The organism is Pseudomonas sp. Ag1, from assembly GCF_000278565.1.
Taxonomy (GTDB): Bacteria; Pseudomonadota; Gammaproteobacteria; order Pseudomonadales; family Pseudomonadaceae; genus Aquipseudomonas.
This window is the reverse complement of the sequence record NZ_AKVH01000106.1, coordinates 1-22,800: the sequence shown is the minus strand read 5'-3', so window position 1 is coordinate 22,800 and position 22,800 is coordinate 1. Positions and strand designations below refer to the sequence as shown.

At 61.6% G+C, this 22,800-nt stretch carries 26 protein-coding genes; 7 read left to right on the top strand and 19 right to left on the bottom strand.

What is annotated here, in order from left to right; genetic code table 11:
- The first annotated feature begins 106 nt into the window (after positions 1-106).
- Positions 107-484 carry a thioredoxin family protein gene (locus A462_RS33570; protein WP_083853230.1) on the top strand — a complete coding sequence of 126 codons (378 nt, stop codon included), beginning with the start codon at positions 107-109 and terminating at the stop codon, positions 482-484.
- Here the strand turns inward: A462_RS33570 and A462_RS10400 are convergent.
- From A462_RS10400 to A462_RS10435, 8 genes are all read right to left on the bottom strand, one after another.
- On the bottom strand, positions 420-1,262 hold the full coding sequence (locus A462_RS10400; protein WP_008436960.1) for a PhzF family phenazine biosynthesis protein: 843 nt from the start codon (positions 1,260-1,262) through the stop codon (positions 420-422). The genes A462_RS33570 and A462_RS10400 overlap by 65 nt on opposite strands.
- A gap of 79 nt (positions 1,263-1,341) precedes the next feature.
- Positions 1,342-2,895 carry a TerC family protein gene (locus A462_RS10405; protein ID WP_008436957.1) on the bottom strand — a complete coding sequence of 518 codons (1,554 nt, stop codon included), beginning with the start codon at positions 2,893-2,895 and terminating at the stop codon, positions 1,342-1,344.
- Positions 2,896-3,330: 435 nt separating this feature from the next.
- Complete coding sequence (locus tag A462_RS10410; protein WP_008436949.1) at positions 3,331-3,801, bottom strand: hypothetical protein; 471 nt, start codon at positions 3,799-3,801, stop codon at positions 3,331-3,333.
- A gap of 18 nt (positions 3,802-3,819) precedes the next feature.
- Positions 3,820-4,248: a hypothetical protein gene (locus A462_RS10415; RefSeq protein ID WP_008436948.1), complete on the bottom strand. Its 429-nt coding sequence runs from the start codon at positions 4,246-4,248 to the stop codon at positions 3,820-3,822.
- Positions 4,245-4,448, bottom strand: a complete 204-nt coding sequence (locus tag A462_RS10420; protein WP_371132908.1) for a toxin-antitoxin system YwqK family antitoxin — start codon at positions 4,446-4,448, stop codon at positions 4,245-4,247. The genes A462_RS10415 and A462_RS10420 overlap by 4 nt, the downstream gene beginning before the upstream one ends.
- A gap of 192 nt (positions 4,449-4,640) precedes the next feature.
- Positions 4,641-5,009, bottom strand: coding sequence for a lysozyme inhibitor LprI family protein (locus A462_RS10425; RefSeq protein ID WP_008436946.1), 369 nt, complete (start codon positions 5,007-5,009; stop codon positions 4,641-4,643).
- A gap of 12 nt (positions 5,010-5,021) precedes the next feature.
- Positions 5,022-6,212: a sugar transporter gene (locus A462_RS10430; protein WP_008436945.1), complete on the bottom strand. Its 1,191-nt coding sequence runs from the start codon at positions 6,210-6,212 to the stop codon at positions 5,022-5,024.
- A gap of 88 nt (positions 6,213-6,300) precedes the next feature.
- Positions 6,301-7,299 carry a bile acid:sodium symporter family protein gene (locus tag A462_RS10435; protein WP_008436939.1) on the bottom strand — a complete coding sequence of 333 codons (999 nt, stop codon included), beginning with the start codon at positions 7,297-7,299 and terminating at the stop codon, positions 6,301-6,303.
- Positions 7,300-7,384: 85 nt separating this feature from the next.
- Between A462_RS10435 and A462_RS10440 the strand changes: the two genes are divergently transcribed.
- Positions 7,385-8,173 (top strand): AraC family transcriptional regulator, encoded by a 789-nt coding sequence (locus A462_RS10440; RefSeq protein WP_008436938.1) that lies wholly within the window; start codon positions 7,385-7,387, stop codon positions 8,171-8,173.
- A 151-nt stretch (positions 8,174-8,324) separates the two neighbouring features.
- On the opposite strand, the gene A462_RS10445 is transcribed toward A462_RS10440, so the two are convergent.
- From A462_RS10445 to A462_RS10475, 7 genes are all read right to left on the bottom strand, one after another.
- A complete protein-coding gene (locus A462_RS10445; protein ID WP_008436937.1) occupies positions 8,325-9,560 on the bottom strand; it encodes a Zn-dependent hydrolase in 1,236 nt (411 codons plus the stop codon).
- Positions 9,557-10,048: an L-2-amino-thiazoline-4-carboxylic acid hydrolase gene (locus A462_RS10450; protein ID WP_003207973.1), complete on the bottom strand. Its 492-nt coding sequence runs from the start codon at positions 10,046-10,048 to the stop codon at positions 9,557-9,559. The genes A462_RS10445 and A462_RS10450 overlap by 4 nt, the downstream gene beginning before the upstream one ends.
- 114 nt (positions 10,049-10,162) lie before the next feature.
- Positions 10,163-11,302, bottom strand: a complete 1,140-nt coding sequence (locus tag A462_RS10455; protein WP_008436936.1) for a branched-chain amino acid ABC transporter substrate-binding protein — start codon at positions 11,300-11,302, stop codon at positions 10,163-10,165.
- 66 nt (positions 11,303-11,368) lie between these two features.
- Complete coding sequence (locus tag A462_RS10460) at positions 11,369-12,085, bottom strand: ABC transporter ATP-binding protein (RefSeq protein ID WP_008436935.1); 717 nt, start codon at positions 12,083-12,085, stop codon at positions 11,369-11,371.
- Positions 12,078-12,851, bottom strand: a complete 774-nt coding sequence (locus A462_RS10465) for an ABC transporter ATP-binding protein (protein WP_008436934.1) — start codon at positions 12,849-12,851, stop codon at positions 12,078-12,080. The genes A462_RS10460 and A462_RS10465 overlap by 8 nt, the downstream gene beginning before the upstream one ends.
- Positions 12,848-13,933, bottom strand: coding sequence for an ABC transporter permease subunit (locus A462_RS10470; RefSeq protein ID WP_008436932.1), 1,086 nt, complete (start codon positions 13,931-13,933; stop codon positions 12,848-12,850). The genes A462_RS10465 and A462_RS10470 overlap by 4 nt, the downstream gene beginning before the upstream one ends.
- Positions 13,930-14,877: a branched-chain amino acid ABC transporter permease gene (locus A462_RS10475; protein ID WP_008436930.1), complete on the bottom strand. Its 948-nt coding sequence runs from the start codon at positions 14,875-14,877 to the stop codon at positions 13,930-13,932. Before A462_RS10475 ends, A462_RS10470 begins: the two co-directional genes overlap by 4 nt.
- 172 nt (positions 14,878-15,049) lie before the next feature.
- Here A462_RS10475 and A462_RS10480 point away from each other — a divergent pair, with 172 nt between their 5' ends.
- The gene (locus A462_RS10480; RefSeq protein ID WP_003207960.1) at positions 15,050-15,949 is read left to right on the top strand and encodes a LysR substrate-binding domain-containing protein; all 900 of its coding nucleotides are present in this window, start codon (positions 15,050-15,052) and stop codon (positions 15,947-15,949) included.
- Between the two features lie 137 nt (positions 15,950-16,086).
- Here the strand turns inward: A462_RS10480 and A462_RS10485 are convergent, their stop codons facing one another.
- Positions 16,087-17,088, bottom strand: a complete 1,002-nt coding sequence (locus A462_RS10485) for an ABC transporter substrate-binding protein (protein WP_008436927.1) — start codon at positions 17,086-17,088, stop codon at positions 16,087-16,089.
- A 157-nt stretch (positions 17,089-17,245) separates the two neighbouring features.
- Between A462_RS10485 and A462_RS10490 the strand changes: the two genes are divergently transcribed.
- Entirely contained in the window at positions 17,246-18,142 is an 897-nt protein-coding gene (locus tag A462_RS10490; protein WP_008436925.1) for a LysR family transcriptional regulator, read from the top strand.
- Here A462_RS10490 and A462_RS10495 read toward each other — a convergent pair whose 3' ends face one another.
- On the bottom strand, positions 18,143-18,535 hold the full coding sequence (locus A462_RS10495) for a RidA family protein (RefSeq protein WP_008436909.1): 393 nt from the start codon (positions 18,533-18,535) through the stop codon (positions 18,143-18,145).
- A gap of 148 nt (positions 18,536-18,683) precedes the next feature.
- On the opposite strand from A462_RS10495, the gene A462_RS10500 reads away from it, so the two are divergent.
- Positions 18,684-19,115 carry a hypothetical protein gene (locus tag A462_RS10500; protein WP_032899607.1) on the top strand — a complete coding sequence of 144 codons (432 nt, stop codon included), beginning with the start codon at positions 18,684-18,686 and terminating at the stop codon, positions 19,113-19,115.
- 16 nt (positions 19,116-19,131) lie between these two features.
- Here A462_RS10500 and A462_RS10505 read toward each other — a convergent pair whose 3' ends face one another.
- Both A462_RS10505 and A462_RS10510 read right to left on the bottom strand, forming a co-directional pair.
- The gene (locus tag A462_RS10505) at positions 19,132-19,530 is read right to left on the bottom strand and encodes a VOC family protein (protein WP_008436907.1); all 399 of its coding nucleotides are present in this window, start codon (positions 19,528-19,530) and stop codon (positions 19,132-19,134) included.
- A gap of 16 nt (positions 19,531-19,546) precedes the next feature.
- Positions 19,547-20,290 carry an SDR family NAD(P)-dependent oxidoreductase gene (locus tag A462_RS10510; RefSeq protein WP_008436906.1) on the bottom strand — a complete coding sequence of 248 codons (744 nt, stop codon included), beginning with the start codon at positions 20,288-20,290 and terminating at the stop codon, positions 19,547-19,549.
- A 139-nt stretch (positions 20,291-20,429) separates the two neighbouring features.
- Between A462_RS10510 and A462_RS10515 the strand changes: the two genes are divergently transcribed.
- Positions 20,430-21,326 (top strand): AraC family transcriptional regulator, encoded by an 897-nt coding sequence (locus A462_RS10515; protein WP_008436905.1) that lies wholly within the window; start codon positions 20,430-20,432, stop codon positions 21,324-21,326.
- A gap of 50 nt (positions 21,327-21,376) precedes the next feature.
- Positions 21,377-22,693, top strand: coding sequence for a putrescine-ornithine antiporter (gene potE / locus A462_RS10520; protein ID WP_008436904.1), 1,317 nt, complete (start codon positions 21,377-21,379; stop codon positions 22,691-22,693).
- Positions 22,694-22,800 lie beyond the last annotated feature (107 nt).

Below are 22,800 nucleotides of genomic sequence, written 5' to 3'. Positions count from 1 at the left end.
TCGCCACAATGGGCCAGTTGGAGGTGGGTACCTGTTAGTTTTGACAGTAGACGGTTTTGATCGCCGGGATTAGCGTGGGACAGGCCTTTCGCTCAAGGAGATCATCATGGGAATTGCAACGGCGGTGATTGCCGATGCCGAGCAGTATCAGCAGTTGCTCAAGACGCATAGAACGGTGTTCATGCTGTTTGTTTCGCAGCACTGCCCGGCCTGCGGGGAAGCCGGGCCACTGTTTGAACGGATTGCCGGGAAATACGCCAGCTCCGTGAAGAGCCTGGTGCTCGACACTGCCCGAACCCCGAGGCATCCCGAGGTTACCGGCACGCCTACCCTGCTGGTTTTCCAGAATGGCAAGATGATCAATAAGCTGGAGGGGTTCGACGAAAAAACGCTGAGGGAGACGTTCGCCAGGACCAGAATCAGTCCTCCAACATCAACCGCGCCGTCCCCGAAACCCGAATCGAGGCACCCTTCTCATCGGTGATCTGCGCCTGCAAGCGCGAACGGCTGCCCATGTCCTCGCCTTGAATGATGTCGATGCGCCCGTTGTGTGGCCAGCCCAGGTCCCGCAGGTAGCCGGCAAAGGCAGCGGTCGCGGCACCCGTGGCCGGGTCTTCGTACACGCCGCCCACCGCAAACGGGTTGCGGGTGTGGAACAGTGTCGGGCTTTCGGCAAACACCAGCACCACGGTACCCAGCCCGGCGTCGGTCATGTAGCGGCGACCGGCTTCCAGTTCATAGTGCATCTGGCTGAGTTTGGCGCGGCTGGCGAGCGCCAGCACCAGGTGGGAAATGCCGGCATGGATGATCGCTGGCGGAATGCTCGGGTCCAGGTCATTGCGGGTGTAACCGAACAAGGTCAGGCCCGCGTCCACCAGGGCATCGTTGGCCGGTGCGCTGCGGGTTGGCGGGGATTGCAGCGCGGCCTCGATCAGGTCGCCTTCGCTGCGACCGCTGACCGAGATATCGCCATTGTTCAACGCCAGGTGGAATTCGCCATCGCCCAGCGCCAGGCTCAAGGCCGCACCGAGGGCGATTGTGGCATGCCCGCAAAACGCAACTTCGGACTCCGGCGCGAAGTACCGCACGCGCCAGCCGTCATCCTGCGGGCAGGCAAATACGGTTTCCGAAAACCCGACTTCGTGGGCGATACGCTGCATTTCTACAGCTTCCGGCAGGCTGTCACCGATCCAAACACCTGCAGGGTTACCGCCCTGGTTGCCGTCACAGAATGCAGAAATCTTAAGCACGTCCAAAGTCATTCGGGTAACCCTTCCTTAACGGTTCAGTGAGCGGCGATGCTATCCAAAGGCCAGCCCAGCGTCGAATGAAATTCACCCGTTAAAGAGGGGCCAGCAACACCTGCGTGACCCGCCGCTCCTCCACCGCCGCCACGGTCAGGCGCCAGCCTTCATGTTCCAGGCTGTCACCGACCACCGGCAGTCGATCCAGCAGGCTCATCACCAGCCCGGCCAGGGTCTGGTAATCCTCCGTCGCCACAGCCTTGAAGCCGGTGCGCTGGCGGATCAGGTTGAGGTTCAAGGCGCCATTGACGCGAAAACCACCCTCCTCCTCGACGATATCCGGGCCTTCGACCTCACTCGCATCCGGCAACTCACCGGCGATGGACTCGAGGATGTCGGTCATGCTCAACACCCCGATAAAGTCGCCAAATTCGTTGATCACGAAGGCAATGTGAGTCGACTCCTGACGCATCTGCTCCAAGGCATTGAGAATCGAAAAACTCTCCAGCAAGTTGACCGCCCGGCGCGCCAGGTGCTCCAGGTTCGGCTCGTTACCGGCCAGGTATTCCTTGAGCAACTCCTTCTTGTGCACAAAGCCCAATGGCTCGTCGACATTACCGTTGCGGATCAAGGGCAGGCGCGAGTAAGACGAATGCATCAGTTTCAGGCGGATAGTGTCGGGATCGTCCGACAGATCTATAGAGTCCACCTTCGCCCGAGGCGTCATCAGCGTACGGATCGGGCGTTCAGCCAGTTGCAGCACGCCACTGATCATCACCCGCTCGCGCCGGTCGAACAGCGGCCCGCCGTTGGCATCGGGGTTGTCCAGCAGGTCGGCGACCTCTTCACCCACCTCCTCCACTGCCAGATTACGCCCGCCGAGCAAACGCATCACCGCGTGGGCCGTACGCTCACGCCTCGGCAGCGTGCCCTGGGCCGACTTCTTGCGGCGCGACCGGGCGATCTGGTTGAACAGCTCGATCAGGATCGAGAAGCCGATGGCCGCGTAAAGATAGCCTTTGGGAATGTGGAAGCCCAGGCCTTCGGCCGTCAGGGCAAAACCGATCATCATCAGGAAGCCCAGGCACAGCATGATCACCGTCGGGTGGGCGTTGACGAAACGGGTCAGCGGCTTGCTGGCAATGATCATCAGGCCGATGGAAATGATCACCGCGATCATCATCACCGCCAGCTCATCCACCATGCCCACGGCGGTAATCACCGCATCGAGGGAGAACACCGCATCCAGCACCACAATCTGCGCAACGATCGGCCAGAACATCGCATAGGCCACGTTGCCAGTGCGCTGAGCCACATGCCCCTCAAGGCGCTCATGCAATTCCATGGTGGCCTTGAACAACAGGAACACACCACCAAACAGCATGATCAAGTCACGGCCCGAGAAACTCTTGTCGAACACCTCGAACAGCGGTTGGGTCAGGGTCACCAACCAGGAAATACTTGCCAGCAAGCCCAGACGCATCAGCAACGCCAGGGACAAACCGATCAGACGCGCACGGTCACGCTGCTCCGGCGGCAGCTTGTCCGCCAGGATCGCGATAAACACCAGGTTGTCGATGCCCAGCACCAGCTCCAGCACAATCAAAGTCAACAGGCCGAGCCAGGCCGTTGGATCCGCTAACCATTCCATTTTTCAGTATCTCTTCAAGTTTTTCAGAATGCCGGGCACGGCAACGCACGGTCGAGGGACCGGGTAAGGGTAGGCAATCGGAAGACGGGATGCTTGGCCCGGAGGCAGGCGATCAGCGGGAACGGCGGCAGTGAATGTCTTGGGGAAAGACGACTGGGAGGCTCCGAGAGGGTGTTCATGTAGTTCCTGTTGTGGAAAAAGGACTTGAATCGTACAGGCGAAACAAGAATTTCCTACAATGCAAAACTATTACAAGATCTGTAGGATCGAACATTCTGATATTAGGGAGAATGTCGTGAGCCAACAATTTTTCACTATGGTTGGGACAGCCCATAACAAATTTTGAGCATTTGATCGTTCCCACGCTCTGCGTGGGAATGCATACCGTGACGCTCCGCGTCACCCTCTCGCCGGACTTCAGCCAGGCTCGTAGCATCAAGCTTTATCGTCGGGCAGATTCACACGATCTTGCTGCTCTTCACTGATCAGGTATTCAAGAAACGCGGTATACGTCGGCCATGAATCCGGCGCAGTCAACAAGGCCTCCCTACCCAGGCGGCACACATCCACGTCATCACACCAAATCACCCGACCGCCTCCGCCCGAGCAATCCATCACGATCAAACTGGCCGGCGGCTGGGCTAATACCAAAAACTGCCGCGCAAGCCCGGCACGCTCTCGAAGACGTCTGGTTTCGTCCAGGACATTCGGCGCAGGCGCCCACCCTATTGCGTGCAAGGGCAAAACGTAGATTCCAGAGCCATCGAAGAACTCGGCAGCCTCACGAAAATCATCCGCAAGCTCCAGGCCAAGGTGGCTCTGCACCTCATCAAGAAACCCAGGCTCAACGGCGCGCGCGCCATTCAAAAGCAAACATTGCTGCCGGATCATTGCCAACGTGGACATCAACACCCGCCCTCGCGTCTAGAGATTTGCCCGCGTGCCAAGAAAGCGCAGATAGCGCCCATCCTCGTTGTCAAAGATCTCGGCCCCTGCGCCCATGTATGCCCGCATCAATTCATCGGCGGCCTGATCATCGTGGCCTTGATCCAGCAAAACCTGCCCTAGGCGCAGATGTAAAAACGGATTTCCGAGACCGCCCGGACAGGTCATCGCATAGTCCAAGGCATCCCGGGCTGAGCCGTTGAATCCGGATACAAAGCATGCATCAGCGATGGCAGCCAATACCCAGGTGGAGGCTTCCCAATCATTTTTCGGCTCGGGGATCAAGATCCAGGCCTTGTTGTATTGCTCGATGGCCTCTTCATAACGGCCGTCATCGGCCAATTGATCACCTGCACTGCATAACGACTGGATCTCTTCGTGCAGCGACGCTGCAAGCTCAGTGGTCATGAGGACTCCTCCAGAGATCCATCTGCATCCCAGAACGACCACAGCCCAACTTCCTGGCCACGCTCATAAACGCCCTGCGCCGCCACCTGTCCATTGTCGTGGTAGTCCCGCCAGTCGCCGTGTTCGGCGCCATCCACGTAATTCCCCTCGGAAGCCAGGTTGCCGTTTGGGTGGTAGGCGCGAAAAAGCCCATGTCGAATCCATTGCGTGCCGTCCTCGGACAGGTAACGCGAATACCTGAATCGAACCTCACCGGTCTCGTAGGGAATTTCCGCTATGTGTAACGCGTTTGGTTTTTCGTCCATGGCAAACCTGCTGCGGTGTGTTGATGTGCTTTCAGACTCTGTTGAGAAAACTGACTTTAGCCGGCGTTGTACGTTTATGCCCGTTATTCAGAACGGCCCCTTCGTCATCACCCGCTCATCAATAAAGCTACGCAACATCGCAATACGCTCCGTATAGGCTTTGCTCAGGCAACTGACTTGGGCGCCGCACGTATGCCGTTGCTTGAGCCACACAGCCTGATCATCCATCAACGAACCGCGCCCGCCCATGGCCATGGAGTGCCGGTTCAGGTCATAAAGCAGCGCCATGGTCACGTCCTGATCATTCAGGGAGCGCGTGGCACAGATGGTTTTCTCGTCAGCCGCCTTCGCCCGGTCACAGTCAAAACTGGCCGCCAGGCTCACAGGGCTGAGCCACAACACAGAAAAACCGGCGAGCACTGCGAATACCGCCGGTTTAATCAAACGAACTGCCATGAAAATTACCTCCTACAGAGGGCTACGCGCCACACCCTGCCCAAACCGATAAATCGCCAGGCAATACCCAATCAACGCCACCGCTGCCAGCAACCCGCCCGCCGCGCCGATCCAGGCAAAACCAAAGTGGCTGCCCACCCAACTGCCCATCAACGCCCCACCGCCAATACCGATGTTGTAGATCCCGGAAAACATCGCCATCGCCACATCCGTGGCATCCGGCGCCAGCACCAGCACCTTCGATTGCAACGCCAGGCCAAAACCCATGATGGCCATGCCCCAGAACACACTCAGGGTCACCAGGTACGACACCTCGCCACTCAACGGCAGCAACAACGCCAGGCACAGCGCCAGTATGGTCACCGCGCTGATCAGGAAACGATGGGGGCTAAAGCGATGCACCAGGCTGAACAACAACGAACCAATAATTCCCGCGCCGCCAAACACCAGCAGGATCAGGGTCACCGTATTGCCACTCATACCGGCAACACCTTCAACAAACGGCTCAACATAACTGTAGGCAGTGAACTGCGCCGTCACCACCATCGCCGTCAGCACATACAACGCCACCAGCGCCGGGCGCTTGAACAACAGCGGCAAGCTGCGCAGCGAACCGGAGTTCTGGCTCGGCAGCAGCGGCAAGGTGCGCGCCAGCCAGAACACCAGCCCGGCGGCAAACGCGCCGATCACCAGGAAGGTGGTGCGCCAGCCCATGGCTTCGCCCAGCAAGCGGCCGAGCGGGATACCCAGAACCATCGCCAGGGAAGTACCGGTAGCCAGCAACCCAAGGGCCTGCACCTGCTTGCCCTCCGGCGCCAAACGCACCGCGAGGGAGGCAGTAATCGACCAGAACAACGCATGGGACAGGGCAATGCCGACCCGGCTGAGCATCAGGATGCCAAAGCTGGTGGCCACGCTGGACAGGATATGGCTGGCGATAAACATGCCGAACAGCACGATCAGCAGCTTGCGCCGCTCGACGTTACGGGTCAGCAGCATCACCGGCAGCGAGGTCAGGGACACGATCCAGGCATAGATGGTCAGCATCAGGCCGACGCTGGCGATGGGCATGTCGAAGCTCGCGCCGATGGCACTCAGCAGGCCGACCGGTACAAATTCGGTGGTATTGAAAACGAAAGCGGCCAACGCGAGAGCGAAGACCGGTTGCCAGTTGGCTTGAGGTGTTGCGGCGGAAATGCTCATTGACAGGTCGTCGTACTCGTTTGCGCGCAGATCAAGCCGGCCCGATGCCGGGCCTTGAGCCGCGCGCAAAAAATAGTAACACGACGATTCAGGGATCGACTTGCCCCATCAGCTCGGGAATCGACTCAGGACGCTTGGCATAGCGCTGGGCCAGCGCCGCGCAGACCATCAACTGGATCTGGTGAAACAGCATCAGCGGCAAGATCAGCACCCCCATGCTCGCCCCGGCAAACAACACCTGGGCCATCGGCACACCGGTGGCCAGGCTTTTCTTCGAGCCGCAGAACAGAATGGTGATCCGGTCTTCCTGGCTGAAGCCAAAAGCCCTGCCCAGCACCGTGGACGCCACCAGCACCAGCGCCAGCAACACACAGCACGCCACCACCAGGCCACCCAGTTCCCACAACGGAATCTGGTGCCAGATGCCCTCGTTGACCGCTTCGCTGAAGGCGCCGTAGACCACCAGCAAAATCGAGCCCTGGTCGACGAACTTCAGCCAGGATTTGTTACGCCCTACCCACTCGCCGATCCAGCGACGGGCGATTTGCCCGGCGATGAACGGTAGCAACAATTGAACACTGATTTTCAGGATCGCATCGACGGTGGAGCCGCCATCGCCATGCACATTCAGCAGCAACGTCACCAGCAATGGCGTCAGGAAGATCCCGAACAGGCTCGACGCCGCCGCGCTGCAAATCGCCGCCGGGATATTGCCCCGGGCCAGCGAGGTAAAGGCAATCGCCGACTGCACGGTGGCGGGCAACGCACACAAATAGAGCATGCCCATGTACAGGTCTTTACCGATCAGCGGCGACAACACCGGCTTGAGCGCCAGGCCCAGCAACGGAAACAGCACGAAGGTCAGGCTGAACACCAGCAGGTGCAGGCGCCAATGACCCGCACCGGCAACAATGGCCTGGCGCGACAGTTTCGCGCCGTGCAGGAAAAACAGCAGCGCGATGGCCAGGTTGGTCACCCAGCCAAAGGCCACGGCGGTCTGGCCACTGGCGGGCAGCAGGGACGCGAGGATCACCGTGGCCACCAGGGTCAGGGTGAAGTTGTCAGGTAAAAAGCGTGGGCGGGTCATAGGCCAATCTTCCAGGGGTTGCCAAGAGCATCGTCGCGACTCTAACGTAACGGCTTGTTACCGACTAACGCCAATGAGCCAGTAAATGCCGCCAAAAGGACATGACAAAACCGTGCGCCGCAGCGTGCCCGGGCTTTCCAGCCTGCCCAGGCCGGTGTATGGCCGCACCGAATCCCTGCCCAACCGCGCGCTGACCCGCCGCCATAGTCACCCGTGGGTGCAGTTGTCCTACGCAATATCCGGGGTGCTGGAGATCCAGACCGGCGTAGGACGCTTCGTCGCGCCACCCCAGCGAGCCGTGTGGATACCGGCCGGCATGCCACACCGGGTGTTCAGTTCGCCCCATACCGAGATGCGCAGCCTGTACCTCGATTGCAGCGTCACCGCCTGGGCGGCTGACCGCTGCCAGGTGCTGGCGGTGAGCAGCCTGTTGCGCGAGTTGATTCGCAGCTTCAGCGAATTGCCGGTGGAATACGCCGAGGATGGCCCGGATGGACGGCTGGCCCAAGTGGTGCTGGACCAACTGGCCGCCGCGCCCCAGGTCGACCTGATGTTGCCGCTGCCCGCCGACAGCCGCTTGCGGCAGATTTACCGCAGCCTGAACCTGCACCCGGAGCAGCAAACCACCCTGGGGCAGTGGAGCCAGAAACTGGCGGTCAGCGAGAAAACCCTCAGCCGGCTGTTCCTGAGCGACACCGGCCTGACCTTCCGTGCGTGGCGCCAGCGCCTGCGATTGTTGAGCGCCCTGCCCGCCCTGGAACAAGGCGAACGCGTGACCGATGTGGCGCTGGCCTGCGGCTACGAATCCACCTCGGCCTTCATCAACGCCTTCCGCCAGCAGTTCGACGCCACACCCGGTGAGTTCTTCCTCTGATCATCAGACAACAAAGACCTCAAAAAGAGAACAGGGCCCCCGTGGGAGCGGGCTTGCTCGCGAATGCGGTGGTTCAGCCAGCACATGTATTGACTGACCCACCGCATTCGCGAGCAAGCCCGCTCCCACATTTTGTCCCGCGTTGATCCCGTTAGCGTTGCGCCTTGGCCAACACCGCCTGCAACAACACATCCGCCCCCGCCGTCGACCACTGCGGATGAATCTCCTCCGCCTCGTTATGGCTCAGCCCATCCACACACGGCACAAAAATCATCGCCGTCGGCGCCACCCGGTTCAGGTAGCAGGCATCATGCCCGGCCCCGGAAATCATGTCGCGATGGCTATACCCCAACGCTTGCGCCGAAGCCCGCACCACCTCCACACACTCAGGGTCGAAGGCAATCGGCGCGTACTGGAAAATCTGCTTCACGCTGTGCTGCAAACCAATCCCCTCGGCGATCCGCGCCACCGCCGCCTGCAACTGCCGATCCTGATACCCCAGCACCGCTTCATCCGGATGCCGAAACTCCACACTGAAAAACACCCGCCCCGGCACCACGTTGCGTGAATTGGGGAAGATATTCGCCATGCCCACCGTCGCCCGCCCTTCGGCGCCCTGTTCCAGGCCGATCTGATTGACTGCCTCCACCACCCGGGCAAATCCGAGCAATGCATCGAGCCGGTGATCCATCGGCGTCGTCCCGGCATGAGCACTGCGCCCGCTCAGTTCCACTTCATACCAGCGCTGGCCCTGGGCGCCGGTGACCACACCGATGGTCAGGCCCTGTGCCTCAAGAATCGGCCCCTGTTCGATATGCAACTCAAACGCCGCATGCACCGCCTGGCCACCCACCGGATGCGCACCGGCATAGCCAATCTGCTGCAACGCCTGGCCGATGGTGATCCCGGCCTTGTCTTCCCGGGACAGGCCGTACTCCAGGTCAAACACCCCGGCATACACCCCCGAGGAAATCATCGCCGGCGCAAACCGCGAGCCTTCTTCGTTGGTCCAGTTCACCACTTCGATTGGCCGCTCGGTTTCAATCCCCAGGTCATTCAAGGTGCGCACCACCTCCAGCCCGGCCAGCACGCCGTAGATACCATCGTACTTGCCGCCCGCCGGCTGGGAATCGCCATGGGAACCGGTCAGCACCGGGGCCAGGTGATTCTGGCGCCCGGCGCGACGGGCAAAGATATTGCCCATGGCATCCACCCGAATGCTGCAACCGGCCGCCTCGCACCATTGCACAAACAGGTCGCGACCGCGGCGGTCCTCATCCGTGAGGGCCAGGCGCGAGACCCCGCCCTTTTCGGTGCCGCCGATCTGCGCCATTTCCATCAGCGAGCCCCACAGGCGCTCGCCATTGACCCGCGCCAAGTCGTTCATGAACGCGGCTCCTGGGGTTTGGCCCGGTAGCGGAAGTCACAGTGATGGGCACCGCCCATGATGGTCTGGGTGCGGGTCAGCTTGATGTCCGGGTTGTAGCCGACGATAAACAGTTCGTCGCGGTTGCAGGACAGCAAGTGACCGATCTCGCCCAGGCCCATCTCGTGATACATCTCGGCATAGCGGCAGCGCTTCACGTCATAGTCGTAGTGCTCGGCGTCGCTGGCGATGATCTCGACCTTCAGCGCATCGTCCTTTTCCCAGAGCACTTGCAGCTCGACGAAGCTCTTGAGGTCGGCGCCCTGCTCTTCCAGCTCGGCAAAGTGCTTGCCGGCCTGGATCGCCGCATTGCCCACCGCCTCGCCGATCACCGCCGCCGCAAAGGCCTTGCCCTGCTCGCGCACCAGGATCTCGTAGATCGGCTTGATGATTTCGGCTTCGATCCGCCGCCGGGCCAGGATGCCCAGTTCACCTTCCAGCTTGCTCATTGTGTGCCTCCGTAAACCTGTAGGAGCGAGCTTGCTCGCGAAGATATTCCAGGCGCATCGCTGCGTTGACTGTACATTTTTCGCGAGCAAGCTCGCTCCTACAGGGGTGGGTTGTTACTTGCCGCCCGCCACACTGACTGGCTGCCACTGATTACTTTTGACCTCATACACGGTGAACGACGGCTTCTTCAAATTGCCCTCGGTATCAAACGCAATGGTCCCGGTCACGCCCTGATAGCTGATGGCGCGCAGCACCGGCAGGTACTTTTGCGGGTCCACCGAGTCGGCCTTCTCGATCGCCGCCACCAACACCCCGACACCGTCATAGGCAAACGGCGCGTGCAGTTCGATCGGCGCCTTGTAGCGATCCTTGTAAGCCTGCTCGAACGCCTTGCCACCCGGCATCTGCGCCACCGCCAGGCCCGGCTCCAGGGCAATCACGCCCTCGCCTTCGTTCTGCGCCAGTTGCAGGAAGGTCTGGCTGACAAACCCACCAGCCCCCATCAGCGGTGCCTTGATCCCCAGTTGCTTGATACGCCTGGCCAAAGGCGCGGCCTGGGAATCGACGCCACCAAAGAAAATCAGGTCCGGGTTCTGGCTGCGGATATTGGTCAGCACTGCGCTGAAATCGATGGTCTTGTCGTCGACGTATTCACGAGACACCACCTTGGCGCCACCGGCCTCGATGGATTTGACGAACTGGTCCGCCAGGCCCTGGCCGAATGCGGTGCGGTCGTCGATCACCGCAATGCGCCGGGCCTTGAGGGTGTTCAAAGCATAGTCGCCGGCCACCTGGCCGCCATCGTCGTCATGGCCCATGATCCGGAAGCTGGTGTCGAAGCCCTGCTGGGTATACGCGTGCCCGGTAGCAACCGGGGCGACTTGCGCGATACCTGCATCGTGATAAACCCGCGCCGCCGGAATGCTGGTGCCGGTGTTCCAGTGGCCCACCACGCCCACCACGCCTTCGTCCACCAGGCGCTGGGCCACGGTGACGGCGGTGCGCGGGTCGGACTGGTCGTCCTCGGACAGCAGCTTGAAGGTCACCGCCTCACCGTTGATTTTCGGGTGCTTGGCGTTGGCCGCGTCGATGGCCAGTTGCGCGCCGTTTTCCAGGTCCTTGCCGATCCGCGCCGACGGGCCGGTCAACGGCCCGGCCAGGCCGATCAATACGGTCTGGTCGGCCTGGGCCATGGCACTCGCCAGGCTGCTCAGGGCCAGGCCGATCACTAGGGTGTGCTTGAAAGTCTTCATCAGTGGTTCCTGTTTCTTTACGGGCTGGTCGGAACACGCCGGGCGTCCGGTAGCGTCAGGGTTAATTCATTCACCGAGGTAGGCACTGCGCACCTCGGGGTGGTCGAGCAATTCATGGGACGGGCCAGTGAGGCTGATGCGCCCGGTGTCCATCACATAGGCACGGTCGGTGACCTGCAGCGCGAGCCGGGCGTTCTGCTCTACCAGCAGCAGGGTCATGCCCTGGCGGCACACGTCGTCGATCACCTGGAAGATCTTTTCCACCATGATCGGCGCCAGGCCCATGGACGGTTCGTCCAGCACCAGCAAGCGCGGCTTGGAGAGCAGCGCCCGGGCCAGCGCGAGCATCTGTTGCTCGCCACCGGAGAGCAGGCCGGCGGACTGCTGCAGGCGCTCCTCCAGACGCGGGAAGTGCTCGAACAACTGGCGGATCTCGCGGTTCACCTGCTCGGTGTCACGACGCAGGAAGGCCCCGGCCTGGAGGTTTTCCAGGACGCTCATGCGCGCAAAGATCCCGCGTCCTTCCGGTACCATCGCAATGCCCTGGCGCAGCAATTGGTCCGGCGCCTGGCCGAGGATCGAACGCCCGGCGAAGTGAATCTGCCCCGCCGCTGCCGGCAGCAATCCGGTCAGGGCCTTGAGGCTGGAGGTCTTGCCGGCACCGTTGGCACCGATCAACGTCACTCGCTCGCCTTCGCCGATGTGTAAATCCAGGGACTTGACCGCTTCGATGGCGCCGTAGCGCACCTGCAAGCCGTCGACTTTCAATAAAGGTTCAGACATGGGCGCTGGCTCCCAGATAGGCCTGGATCACCGCCGGGTCGCGGCGCACTTCGGCGGGCGCGCCCACCGCGATCACCTGGCCGTAATCGAGCACGCTGATGCGGTCGCACACCCCCATCACCAGCTTCACGTCATGCTCGATCAGCAGCAGCGTGTGGCCGTCGTCGCGGATCTTTTCCAGCAGGCCGCGCAGTTGTACTTTCTCGGCAGCGTTCATCCCGGCGGCCGGCTCGTCGAGGGCCAGCAAACGTGGTTCAGTGGCCAGGGCGCGGGCGATTTCCAGGCGGCGTTGATGGCCGTAGGACAGGCTGTCGGCGCGGTAATTGGCGAACCCCGCCAGCCCGACATACGCCAACAGGCGATGGGCATGGGCGCGGGTTTGCGCTTCTTCTTCCCGGGCTCGACGATGGCGACTCAAGGCGGCCCACACGCCATTGCGGGTGCGCACATGGCGGCCGACCATGACGTTTTCCAACGCGCTCATGGTGTTGAACAGGCGGATATTCTGGAAGGTCCGGGCGATGCCGGCCTGGGCCACCTGGTGCACGCTGGCCGGCTTGTAGTCCTCGCCGTCGAGCTGGAAGCGCCCGGAATCCGGGGTATACAGGCCGGTCATCACGTTGAAGAAGGTGGTTTTACCGGCGCCATTGGGGCCGATCAAGCCATAGATCTCCCCAGGCTGGATGCTCAGGCTCACGTCGGTCAGCGCCGCCACGCCGCCGAAGCGCTTGTTCACCTGGTCAATCTGCAACAGCAGCTGATTCATCGCGCCACTCCTTTTGGCCACAGGCCTGCCGGTCGATAGAGCATCGCCAGGATCAGCGCGAGCCCGTAGAACAACTGACGAATGATTTCCGGGTCCACCAGCACCTGTCCGAACAGCGCCTGCTGCAACGGGCCCATGCTCGCGCGCAAGGCTTCGGGCAACGCCGCCAGCAATACGCAGCCGAGAATCACCCCGGGGATATGGCCCATGCCGCCGAGCACCACCATCGCCAGCACCGCGATGGACTCATTGAGAGTGAAGGACTCCGGCGAGACAAAGCCCTGGAACGAGGCGAACAACGCCCCGCTTACGCCGCCAAACCCGGCACCGATGGCAAACGCCAGCAGCTTCAAGCGCAAGGTGTTGACGCCCATGGCCTGGGCCGCTTCCTCATCTTCACGAATCGCCACCCAGGCCCGCCCGATGCGCGAACGCTCCAGGCGAATGCAGGCAAACAGGATCAGCACCACCAGCGCGGCGAACAGGTAGTAGTACAGATAGACCGAAGGCAGGCGCAGGCCGAACAGCTCCTGGGTGCGCCCGAGGTTGATCCCCAGCAGGTTGACCGGGTCGACCTGGGAAATACCTTTGGGCCCGTTGGTGATGTTCACCGGGCGATCCAGGTTGCGCAGCAATATGCGGATGATTTCACCAAAGCCCAGGGTCACGATGGCCAGGTAATCGCCGCGCAGGCGCAAGGTCGGTGCGCCCAACAACACGCCAAAGCCCGCTGCCAGCAACGCGGCCAAGGGCAGGATCAACCAGATCGAGGTGTGCATGCCCGCCGGCAGCAGCGCCATCAGCGCCGGGAATTGCTGCAACAGATGCGGCGAGGACAGCAATGCGGCGAGGTACGCGCCCACTGCGTAAAACGCGATAAAACCCATGTCCAGCAGCCCGGCGTAGCCCACGACGATGTTCAGGCCCAGGGCCAGCATGATGTACAGCAAGGCGAAATCGAGGGTGCGCACCCAGGTATTGCCGCCGGCATGCCCGACAATCCAAGGCGCCAGCACCAGCGCCACGGCGAACAACACGAGGCCGAGGCTGGCACGCTGGCTGGAAGTATTCAGGAAGTTCATGCGCGGGTCGCCAGTCGTTCGCCCAGCAGCCCCGAAGGACGAAACACCAGCACCGCGATCAACACGATAAAGGCAAACACATCCTGGTAATTGCTGCCGAACACACCCTGGGTGGCAGCGCCCAGGTAGCCGGTACCCAGGGCCTCGATCAACCCCAGCAGCAGGCCGCCAAGCATCGCGCCCTTGAGGTTGCCGATGCCGCCCAATACGGCTGCGGTGAACGCCTTGATGCCCGGCAGGAAACCCATGTAGAAATGCGCGCTGCCGTAGTTGCTCGCCATCATGATCCCGGCCAATGCCGCCAGGGCGCCGCCAATGGCAAAGGTCAGCACGATGATGCGATTCGGGTTGATGCCCATCAGGCTCGCCACCTGCGGGTTCTCGGCCACGGCGCGCATGGCCCGACCAAAGCGTGTGCGTTCCACCAGCACCAGCAGCGCGACCATTACCGACAGTGCGACGGCAATGGTGGTCAGGGCGGTAGCGTTGGTGATCGCCGGATGCGCCGAAGCGCCCGCGAGCACTTCAATCGGTTCCAGCGGCAGCAGTTGCGGGAACATCTGCGGGTTACGCGTCCACACCAACATGGCGACGGTTTGCAGCAACAACGACACCCCGATGCCGCTGATCAATGGCGCCAGGCGCGGCGCATTGCGCAGGCGCCGATAAGCGACCCGCTCAATCAGCACCGCGAGTACCGCGCAGAACGCCATGGCAATCACAGTGGCTGCCAGCAGCACCAGCACCGGCGGCATCGCCGGCCATGTCACCTGCAACAGGCGAATCACCGAGAGGCCCACCAAAGCGCCAATCATCAACACATCGCCATGGGCAAAGTTGATGATCCGCAAAATGCCGTAGACCATGGTGTAACCCAAGGCCACTAGCGCGTAGAGACTGCCCGTCATCAAACCATTGAGCAGCTGCTGGATAAACGCATCCATGGAAACCATCGACCTCACTACTGACGAGGGCGGCACACTAAGCATCTATTCTGTTTTTATCAAATATCAGAAATTCATATGGTTATGCCAAACGCATAAAGCGCTATAACCGCCATAAATACGGCATTTATGGCTCTTTATTTGCCATATCACTTAGTATTTAATTCAACACATGAATAATTTAGAACAGTTAGCCAATGACCCGCCGTTGCGTGCCGTGCGCACCTTCGAAGCGTTTGCCCGCCACGGCGGAGTGAATTCCGCCGCCCGCGAGCTGGACGTGTCGCCCTCCGCCGTCAGCCATCAATTGCACCTGCTGGAAAGCTTTCTGCAGCAACCGCTGACCTTGCGCCAGGGCCGCAACCTGGTGCTCACCGAAGAAGGCCGCGAGTACTACCGCGCAATTCGCTCGGCCTTCGCCGTACTGCGCAGCGCCACCGAACACGTGCGGGAAAAAAGCGCCACACGCCAGGTCACCATCAGCCTGATCCCGCTGTTCGGCATCAACCTGTTCATCCCGCGCCTGGCACAGTTCCTCAAGGACCACCCGGCGCTGGACATCAACGTCACCTACGCCAACCACCGCAGCTACCCCAGCGACGCTGCCGATTTATCGATCCGCTTCGGCACCGGGCACTGGCCGGGGTACCACAGCGAGCCGCTGATTTCCGGGGCGGTGACGCCGTATTGCAGCCGCGCATTCCTGGAGCAACACGGGCCGATCGACACACCTGAGGCGCTGAGTGAATTACCGCTGTTGCACGACGAAGAGCGCGGCACCTGGAGCCAATGGTTCCAGGCCGCCGACGTGCATCACGGGACCGCGTTGAATGGTTTGCTGCTGGAGGATGGTCAGTTGGCGCTGACGGCCACGCTGACCGGATTGGGCTGCTCACTGCTGCGCGCGCCACTGGTGGCGCCGCATGTGGCAAATGGGGAGTTGGTGAAGCTGTTTGATCTACAGGTCGATGATGGCCGCCAGTACTACCTGTGCCGGCGGGCCAACAGCGAGTTGTCGAGCGAGGGGAATCACTTGTACGACTGGATCAAGAACAACCTTGCGGGAACCTGAAAACACCGCAGATCCAATGTGGGAGCGGGCTTGCTCGCGAATGCGGTGGTTCAGCCAGCACATGTATCGACTGACCCACCGCATTCGCGAGCAAGCCCGCTCCCACATTTTTGTGTGCGTTTCAATTCAGAATGGAGTCAGCTGCCGTTCCCGCCGTGCGCCTCTTCAAAGAAGTAATCCTTCCAGCTCCCCGCCTTGTTCTTCAACACCCCCAACTCCTGCAATTTCTCGGCATAGATATAGGTACGCTGCGGCACGATGGTGAAGTCGATTTCCGGGTCCTGGACAATCTTCTCCACCAGCGCCAGCGGTAGCTTCGACTGCTCTACACGAATGTAAGCCTGGGCCGCTGCCGGCTTGTCGGCCTTGATGATTTTCTCGGCCTCGGCCAACGCGTCATAGAACGCCTTGTAGGTCTTGGGGTTCTCGTCGTGGAATTTCTCGGTGGTGTACAGCACGTTGAACGTCGCCGGGCCGCCGAGAATGTCGTAGGAACTCAGCACTTTGTGCACCTTGGGATTCAACAACTCCTGGTACTGGAACGGCGGGCTGGAAAAATGCGCGTTGATCTCCGAACCGCCAGCAATCAGCGCCGCAGTGGCGTCCGGATGCGCCAGGCTGATGGAGATATCGTCGAACTTCTTGTAGTTGTCGTTCCCGAACTGCTTGGCGGTTTCAATCTGCAAGGTACGCGACTGAAAACCCACACCGGCGGCCGGTACGGCGATGCGGTCTTTTTCGCTGAAGTCCTTGAGGGTCTTCACATCCGGGTTATTGGTCAGCAGGTAGTTGGGCATCGAGCCCAGCGAGGCGATGGCCTTGACGTTCTGCTTGCCCTTGGTGCGGTCCCACAGCGTGAGCATGGGCGGCACACCCGCCGACACCACGTCCAGCGCGCCGGCCAGCAGCGACTCGTTCATCGCGGTGGCGCCGGAGATACTGTTCCACTCCACCTTGATGTCCAGGCCCTGCTCCTTGCCGTGTTTCTCGATCAGGCTCTGGTCACGAACCACGTCGAGGATCAAGTAGCCGATGCCGAATTGCTGGGCGATGCTGATCTTGCCTTCGGCGTGTGCACCAAGGCTGAGGAGCGCACTGGCTGCTGCCAGGAGCGTCAGGGTGGGTCGTTTTATTATCATGAGAACGCTGCCGCGAGGTTGAGAAGGGTTGCGAGCGTAGCGGCCCACGTACAGTGCGAAAAAGAATATCGCGATCTATGGATATACGAAAAACACTGCCCGCCGGCGCTGCTATATTGCGCGCCTGTGCCTGATGTCATCCCCGGAGCCACTCTGCATGCTGCGCACCAACCTCAACGAGATGCTGATCTTCATGGCGGTGGTCGATGGCGCCAGCTTCGTCGCCGGTGGCCAGGCGATGGGCCTGACGCGCTCGGCGGCCGGCAAGGCGGTGGCGCGCCTGGAGGACAGCCTTGGTGTGCGCCTGTTGAACCGCACCACCCGCACCTTGAGCCTCACCGACGAAGGCCGCGCGCTGTATGACCAGGGGCTGGAGATCCTCGCCGCAGTGGACAACGCCCAAAGCCGCATCGGCCAGCCCACCGGGGTACCGCGCGGTTTATTGCGGCTTACGCTGCCCGATGCGTTCGGGCGCAAGGTGTTGCTGCCGTTGTTGAAGAAATACCTGCGCGCCTGGCCCGAGGTGCAGGTGGAAGTCAGCTTCAGCGACCGCACCGCCGATATCGTCGAGGACGGCTTCGACCTGGCCATCCGCATCGGCAGCGCCAACACCGACCGCCAGTTGGTGTCCCGGGTGGTCGCTCGTTATCAGGCGCTGCTGTGCGCCGCACCGGACTATCTCGCCGAGCGCGGCATACCCCGCGACATGGACGCCCTCGCCCACCACGACTGCCTGTATTTCAGCAGCCGCACGCGCAAGCAAAGCTGGCGCTTTCGCGAAGCGGACGGCACCTGGGTCAAGGCGTACGGGCGCAGCCGCCTGAGCCTGGACAGCGGCGAAGCACTGCGCGACGCTGCCGTGTCCGGGCTGGGCATCGCCTTGCTGCCGGACTTCGTAGTGGCCGAGGACCTGGCCGCCGGACGCCTGGCACAGGTGCTGCCCGACCTGGACGCCGGGGACGTGGAGATCCTGGCGATGTACCCGAGCAAACGCTTCCTGGAGCCTAGGGTACGGCGCTTTATCGACCTGATGGTGGATGAGCTGGCGGACTGATCAGTCGGCGTGGGCAATCACCTTGATCTCGACGATCTGTGCATCGGACGCCAGGTAATTCACGCCGACCAGAGTCGCGGCCGGGCGATGCTCACCGATGTATTCTTTCCACACATTGACCACCGCTTCAAAATCGCGCTTGGCATGCACCAGGAAGAAATCCACCGCGGCAATGTTCGAGCGGCCAACGCCGAAGCCGGCCAGCACATGGTCGAGGTTCTCCAGTGTCTGGCGGGTCTGGGCGGCGGCATCACCGTCAACGAACTCACCTTCCAGGGTGTGAGAAAACTGCCCGGCAATATAGATCGTGCCATTGACGCGGTAGCCCTGGCTGACGCTGTTGCCCTCTTCCCATGAAACGCCGTGGTTGTAGATCGTGGATTTGCTGCTCATGTCGGTTTCCTTGGGCGATGATTTAAGGAAACTGTAACAAGGGCATTGGCGAATGGACGTCCCCACTGAGGCGACCAAAAACTACCCGCCCACGCCCTTCGGCTGGTATCGTGCCGCCCTTGAAAAAACCGCTGCGAGGAAATGGACCTTGAACACTGACGAAAAAATGACCGGGGACCTGTTCGAGGTGGATAAGCGCCTGTCACTCAAGCCCGTGGTGGACTTCAACAACTACCTGCGCAGTGCCTTCGGCGATGGCCCCTGCACCTGCATCCGCTGCGTCGCCAGCGAAGGCAACGAGGCCGGTTACGAGTTTCAGCACACCTTCGATTTCGACGGCAAAAAAACCCACCGCCGCTTCGCCTCCACCGCCGGCAGCGACGTGCTGCTGATACTGAAGAAAGCCTGGTTGTCTTACACCAAGGCCGAGCTGCCGTTGAGCGGCGCGCTGGCGCTGGACACGGTGAAGGAATTTGTCGAGCCGCAGCTGCACAAGCGCGTGGCGCCGCTGTTCCTGGCCAGTGGGTTGGTCAAGGATGTGGAAGGTGAGTTGCGGATGCAGCCGCAGGCCGCGGGCTGATCATCGACGGCTACCGCTAGATGTGCTGCCAGTTCTTGTAGACAAATTCCAGGCTGTAGCCGTCGGGGTCCAGCACGTTGGCCGCGTAGTAGTTCGGGTCATAGTGCAATCGTGCCCCAGGGGCTCCATTGTCGACGGCGCCCGCGTTCATCGCCGCCAGGTAAGCCGCATCGACCTCGACCCGGCTGCCGGCGACGAACCCCACATGCACCGCCCTCCCCTCGACCGCGCCCTCGCGCAACCAGAAGAAGATCCGCCCGTTCGCGCCGAACCCCTTGAGGTCCGGGTGGCCCGGCGGACCGTCCTTGCCGTCGTAGTCGTGGCGCGTGGTGATGCCCAGCGGCGCAAGTGCAGCACGGTAGAAATCAATCGAGCGTTGTATGTCGCTGACCGACAAAAACAGATGATCCAGCATAGTTCAGCCTCGCTTTTCAGATGAGGTAACCGCCCGCGACCTCGATCGTCTGGGCATTGATCCAGCGGCCTTCGTCAGACAGCAACATGGCGATCACACGCGCCACGTCCTCTGGCTCCCCAACCCGACCAAGGGCGGTTTGTGCAGCCAGCAGCGCTTCGAACTCATCATTGAGCCCGCCGCCCAGTTCGGTACGGATGGCTCCCGGAGAGACGGCATTTGCACGGATATGCCGCTCGCCAAACTCCTTGGCCATGTAACGGGTGAGTACATCCAGCGCGCCCTTGAAGGCTGCGTAAGGTGCTACGCCAGCGGTGGCGACGCGAGTTGTCGCGCTGGTGAGGTTGACGATGCAGGCGTGGGCTTGCAGCAGCGGCAACAGGGTTTGAGTCAGGAAAAACGGCCCTTTGAGGTGCACATTCAGCAGGCCGTCGAACTGGGCCTCGGTGACCGATTCCAGGGGATTGAACAGTCCATAACCGGCGTTATTCACCAGCCCACTCAAGCCACTTACGCCCCAGGTCGCCGACAACGCCCGTTTTACCGCCTCGGCAAAACCCTCGAAGGCGCCGACGTCAGCCACATCCAATGGCAGCGCGACCGCCTTGCCGCCTGCAACCTCAATCTTCTGCACTACGGCGTGTGCGGCCTCTGGATGGCTGTTGTAAGTCAGGATCACGCCCATGCCTTGCCGGGCACACAACTCTGCAGTGCTGGCACCAATGCCACGGCTGCCGCCGGTGATAAGGATAACGCCCATGTGTGGCTCCACTGCTTGCTCAAATGAGTCACAACAGTAGGCTTGCGCGCCTGCGCCGACGCAGCCGTTCCTGCTCGAAACCTGCCTGTTTCTGCTTTTTGCTTGCACAGGGCACACCTGGGCGCTCAGCATGCCCGGCATGAACACACAACTGATCGAACTGCGTACCCTGGCCGCCAAGGCTGAAAACCGTCGCACTGAAACCGGCATCCCGCGAGTGGCCATGGTCCAGGGCGCGATTCCCGAGCACATGCTGGCCGCGGTGTACGACCCGATGATCAACCTGATCCTGCAGGGCAGCAAATCCATGACGGTGGGTGATCGCAGGCTGCGATACGACCCGGCGACCTATTTCGTGATGTCCATCGAACTGCCCGCCGTGGGCACCGTGCACCCGGCGGTGACCGGCGAACCCTACCTGGCGGTCAGCCTGACCCTCGACCCGACGGTACTCGCGACGCTACTGAGCGACTTGCCCAAACCTGCCGGGCGCTACGACCACGATGCGGGTTTTTCCGTGGCCGCCGTCACCCCCGAACTGATGGACGCCTGGCTGCGCATGCTGCGGCTGATGGGCAACCCTGAGGCGATCACAGCCCTCGCACCGGTATACGAGCGCGAGATCCTCTACCGCGTATTGCAAGGCCCCCACGGCTGGATGCTGCGTGAAATCGCCGCGCCGGACACCGCCATGGCCCGGGTGAGCCAGGCCATCCAGTGGATCCGCCGAGACTTCGCCGAACCGATCCGGGTCGAAGCCCTGGCACAGAAAGCCGCAATGAGCGTGTCGGCCTTTCACCGCCACTTCAAGGCCGTCACCAACCTGAGCCCGTTGCAGTACCAGAAGCGCGTGCGCCTGCTACAGGCGCGCACGCTGATGGTGGGCGGCGCCAGGAACGTCACCAGCGCCGCCTTCGAAGTCGGCTATGAAAGCGCCACTCAGTTCAGCCGCGATTACGCCCGGGTGTTCGGCCTGCCGCCGGCTCGCGATGCCGCGCGAATCCTCGGAGAAAACCGGAGCCCGAAGGCACGCTGACCACAACGTGCTAGCCTGCCATCGCACGCCCCCACGACAAGGAGTTGCCGATGGCCGAGCCAAGCAAAAAGATGAGCCTGATGGGCCTGACCACCCTGGTGGCGATCAACATGATGGGCTCGGGCATCATCATGCTGCCCGCCAGCATGGCGCAATTGGGTGCGATTTCGCTGCTGTCGTGGCTGATCACCGCCGTGGGCTCGATGGCGATCGCGTACTGTTTTGCCCAGTGCGGCCTCTTCTGCACCCGCACCGGCGGCATGTCGGCCTACACCGAAGAGGCCCACGGCAAGTCCGGGTTCTTCCTCTGTTCGTTCCTGTATTTCCTGTCGCTGATCATCGCCAATGTGGCGATTGCGATTTCGGCGGTGGGCTACCTGTCGTCCTTCATCCCGTGGCTGGGCAGCGGCCCCATCCCCTTGTTCATCGGCACCCTCGGGCTGATCTGGCTGACCACCGTGGCCAACTTCGGCGGGCCGCGCCTGACCGGGCGGATCGGCGTGATCACCGTATGGGGCGTGATCATTCCCGTGGCGGGCTTGAGCGTGATCGGCTGGTTCTATTTCAAGGCCGAGGTGTTCAGCAATGCCTGGAACCCCAACCAACTGCAACTGTGGGATGCGATTGGCGCGAGTATCCCGCTGACCCTCTGGGCGTTCCTCGGCATGGAGTCCGCGGCCCAGGGCTATGACGCGGTGGAAGACCCCAAGCGCACCGTGCCGCTGGCCTGCCTGCTGGGCACCCTCGGCGCGGCGCTGGTGTATGTGCTGTCCACCAGCGTGATCCAGGGCATCGTGCCTAACGCCGAACTGGCCGAGTCTTCCGCGCCGTTTGCCCTGGTGTATGCGCAGATCTTCACGCCGCTGGTGGGCGATATCATCATGGCCCTGGCGGTAGTGGCGTGTATTGGTTCGCTGTTGGGCTGGCAATTCACCCTGGCGCAAACGGCCAAGATGTCGGCGGACCAGCGTCTGTTTCCGCGCTTCTTCAGCCGGGTCAGCCGCGCCCACGCGCCGGTGTTGGGGCTGATTGCCTGCGCGGCGTTGCAGAGCCTGATTGCCTTGTCGACCATCTCGCCCACCGCCAGCGCCCAGTTCGGCAAGCTGGTGAACCTGGCGGTGGTGACTAATTTGATTCCTTACGTCACTGCGCTGACTGGGCTGCTGGTGATGATGCACAAGGCGCGGGTGGCGGCGGTGGTGTATGCGCGCAATACCACGGTGTTGCTGATTGCCGTGGGGTATTCGCTGTATGCGATTTACGCGTGTGGTGAGGAGGCGGTGTTTGGTGCGACGCTGGTATTGGCGTTTGGGTATCTGTTGTATGGGTTTTTGGCGCGGCGGTTTATTACGGCCGGTGGTGGGTGAATATCCGTTATTTTGGTGATGGCTGAGATTGGTTCCGCTCTTACAGCGGCTCACTTTTGAACAGCGCAAAAGTAAGCAAAACGCTCTTGCCCCACCACTCGGCTCCT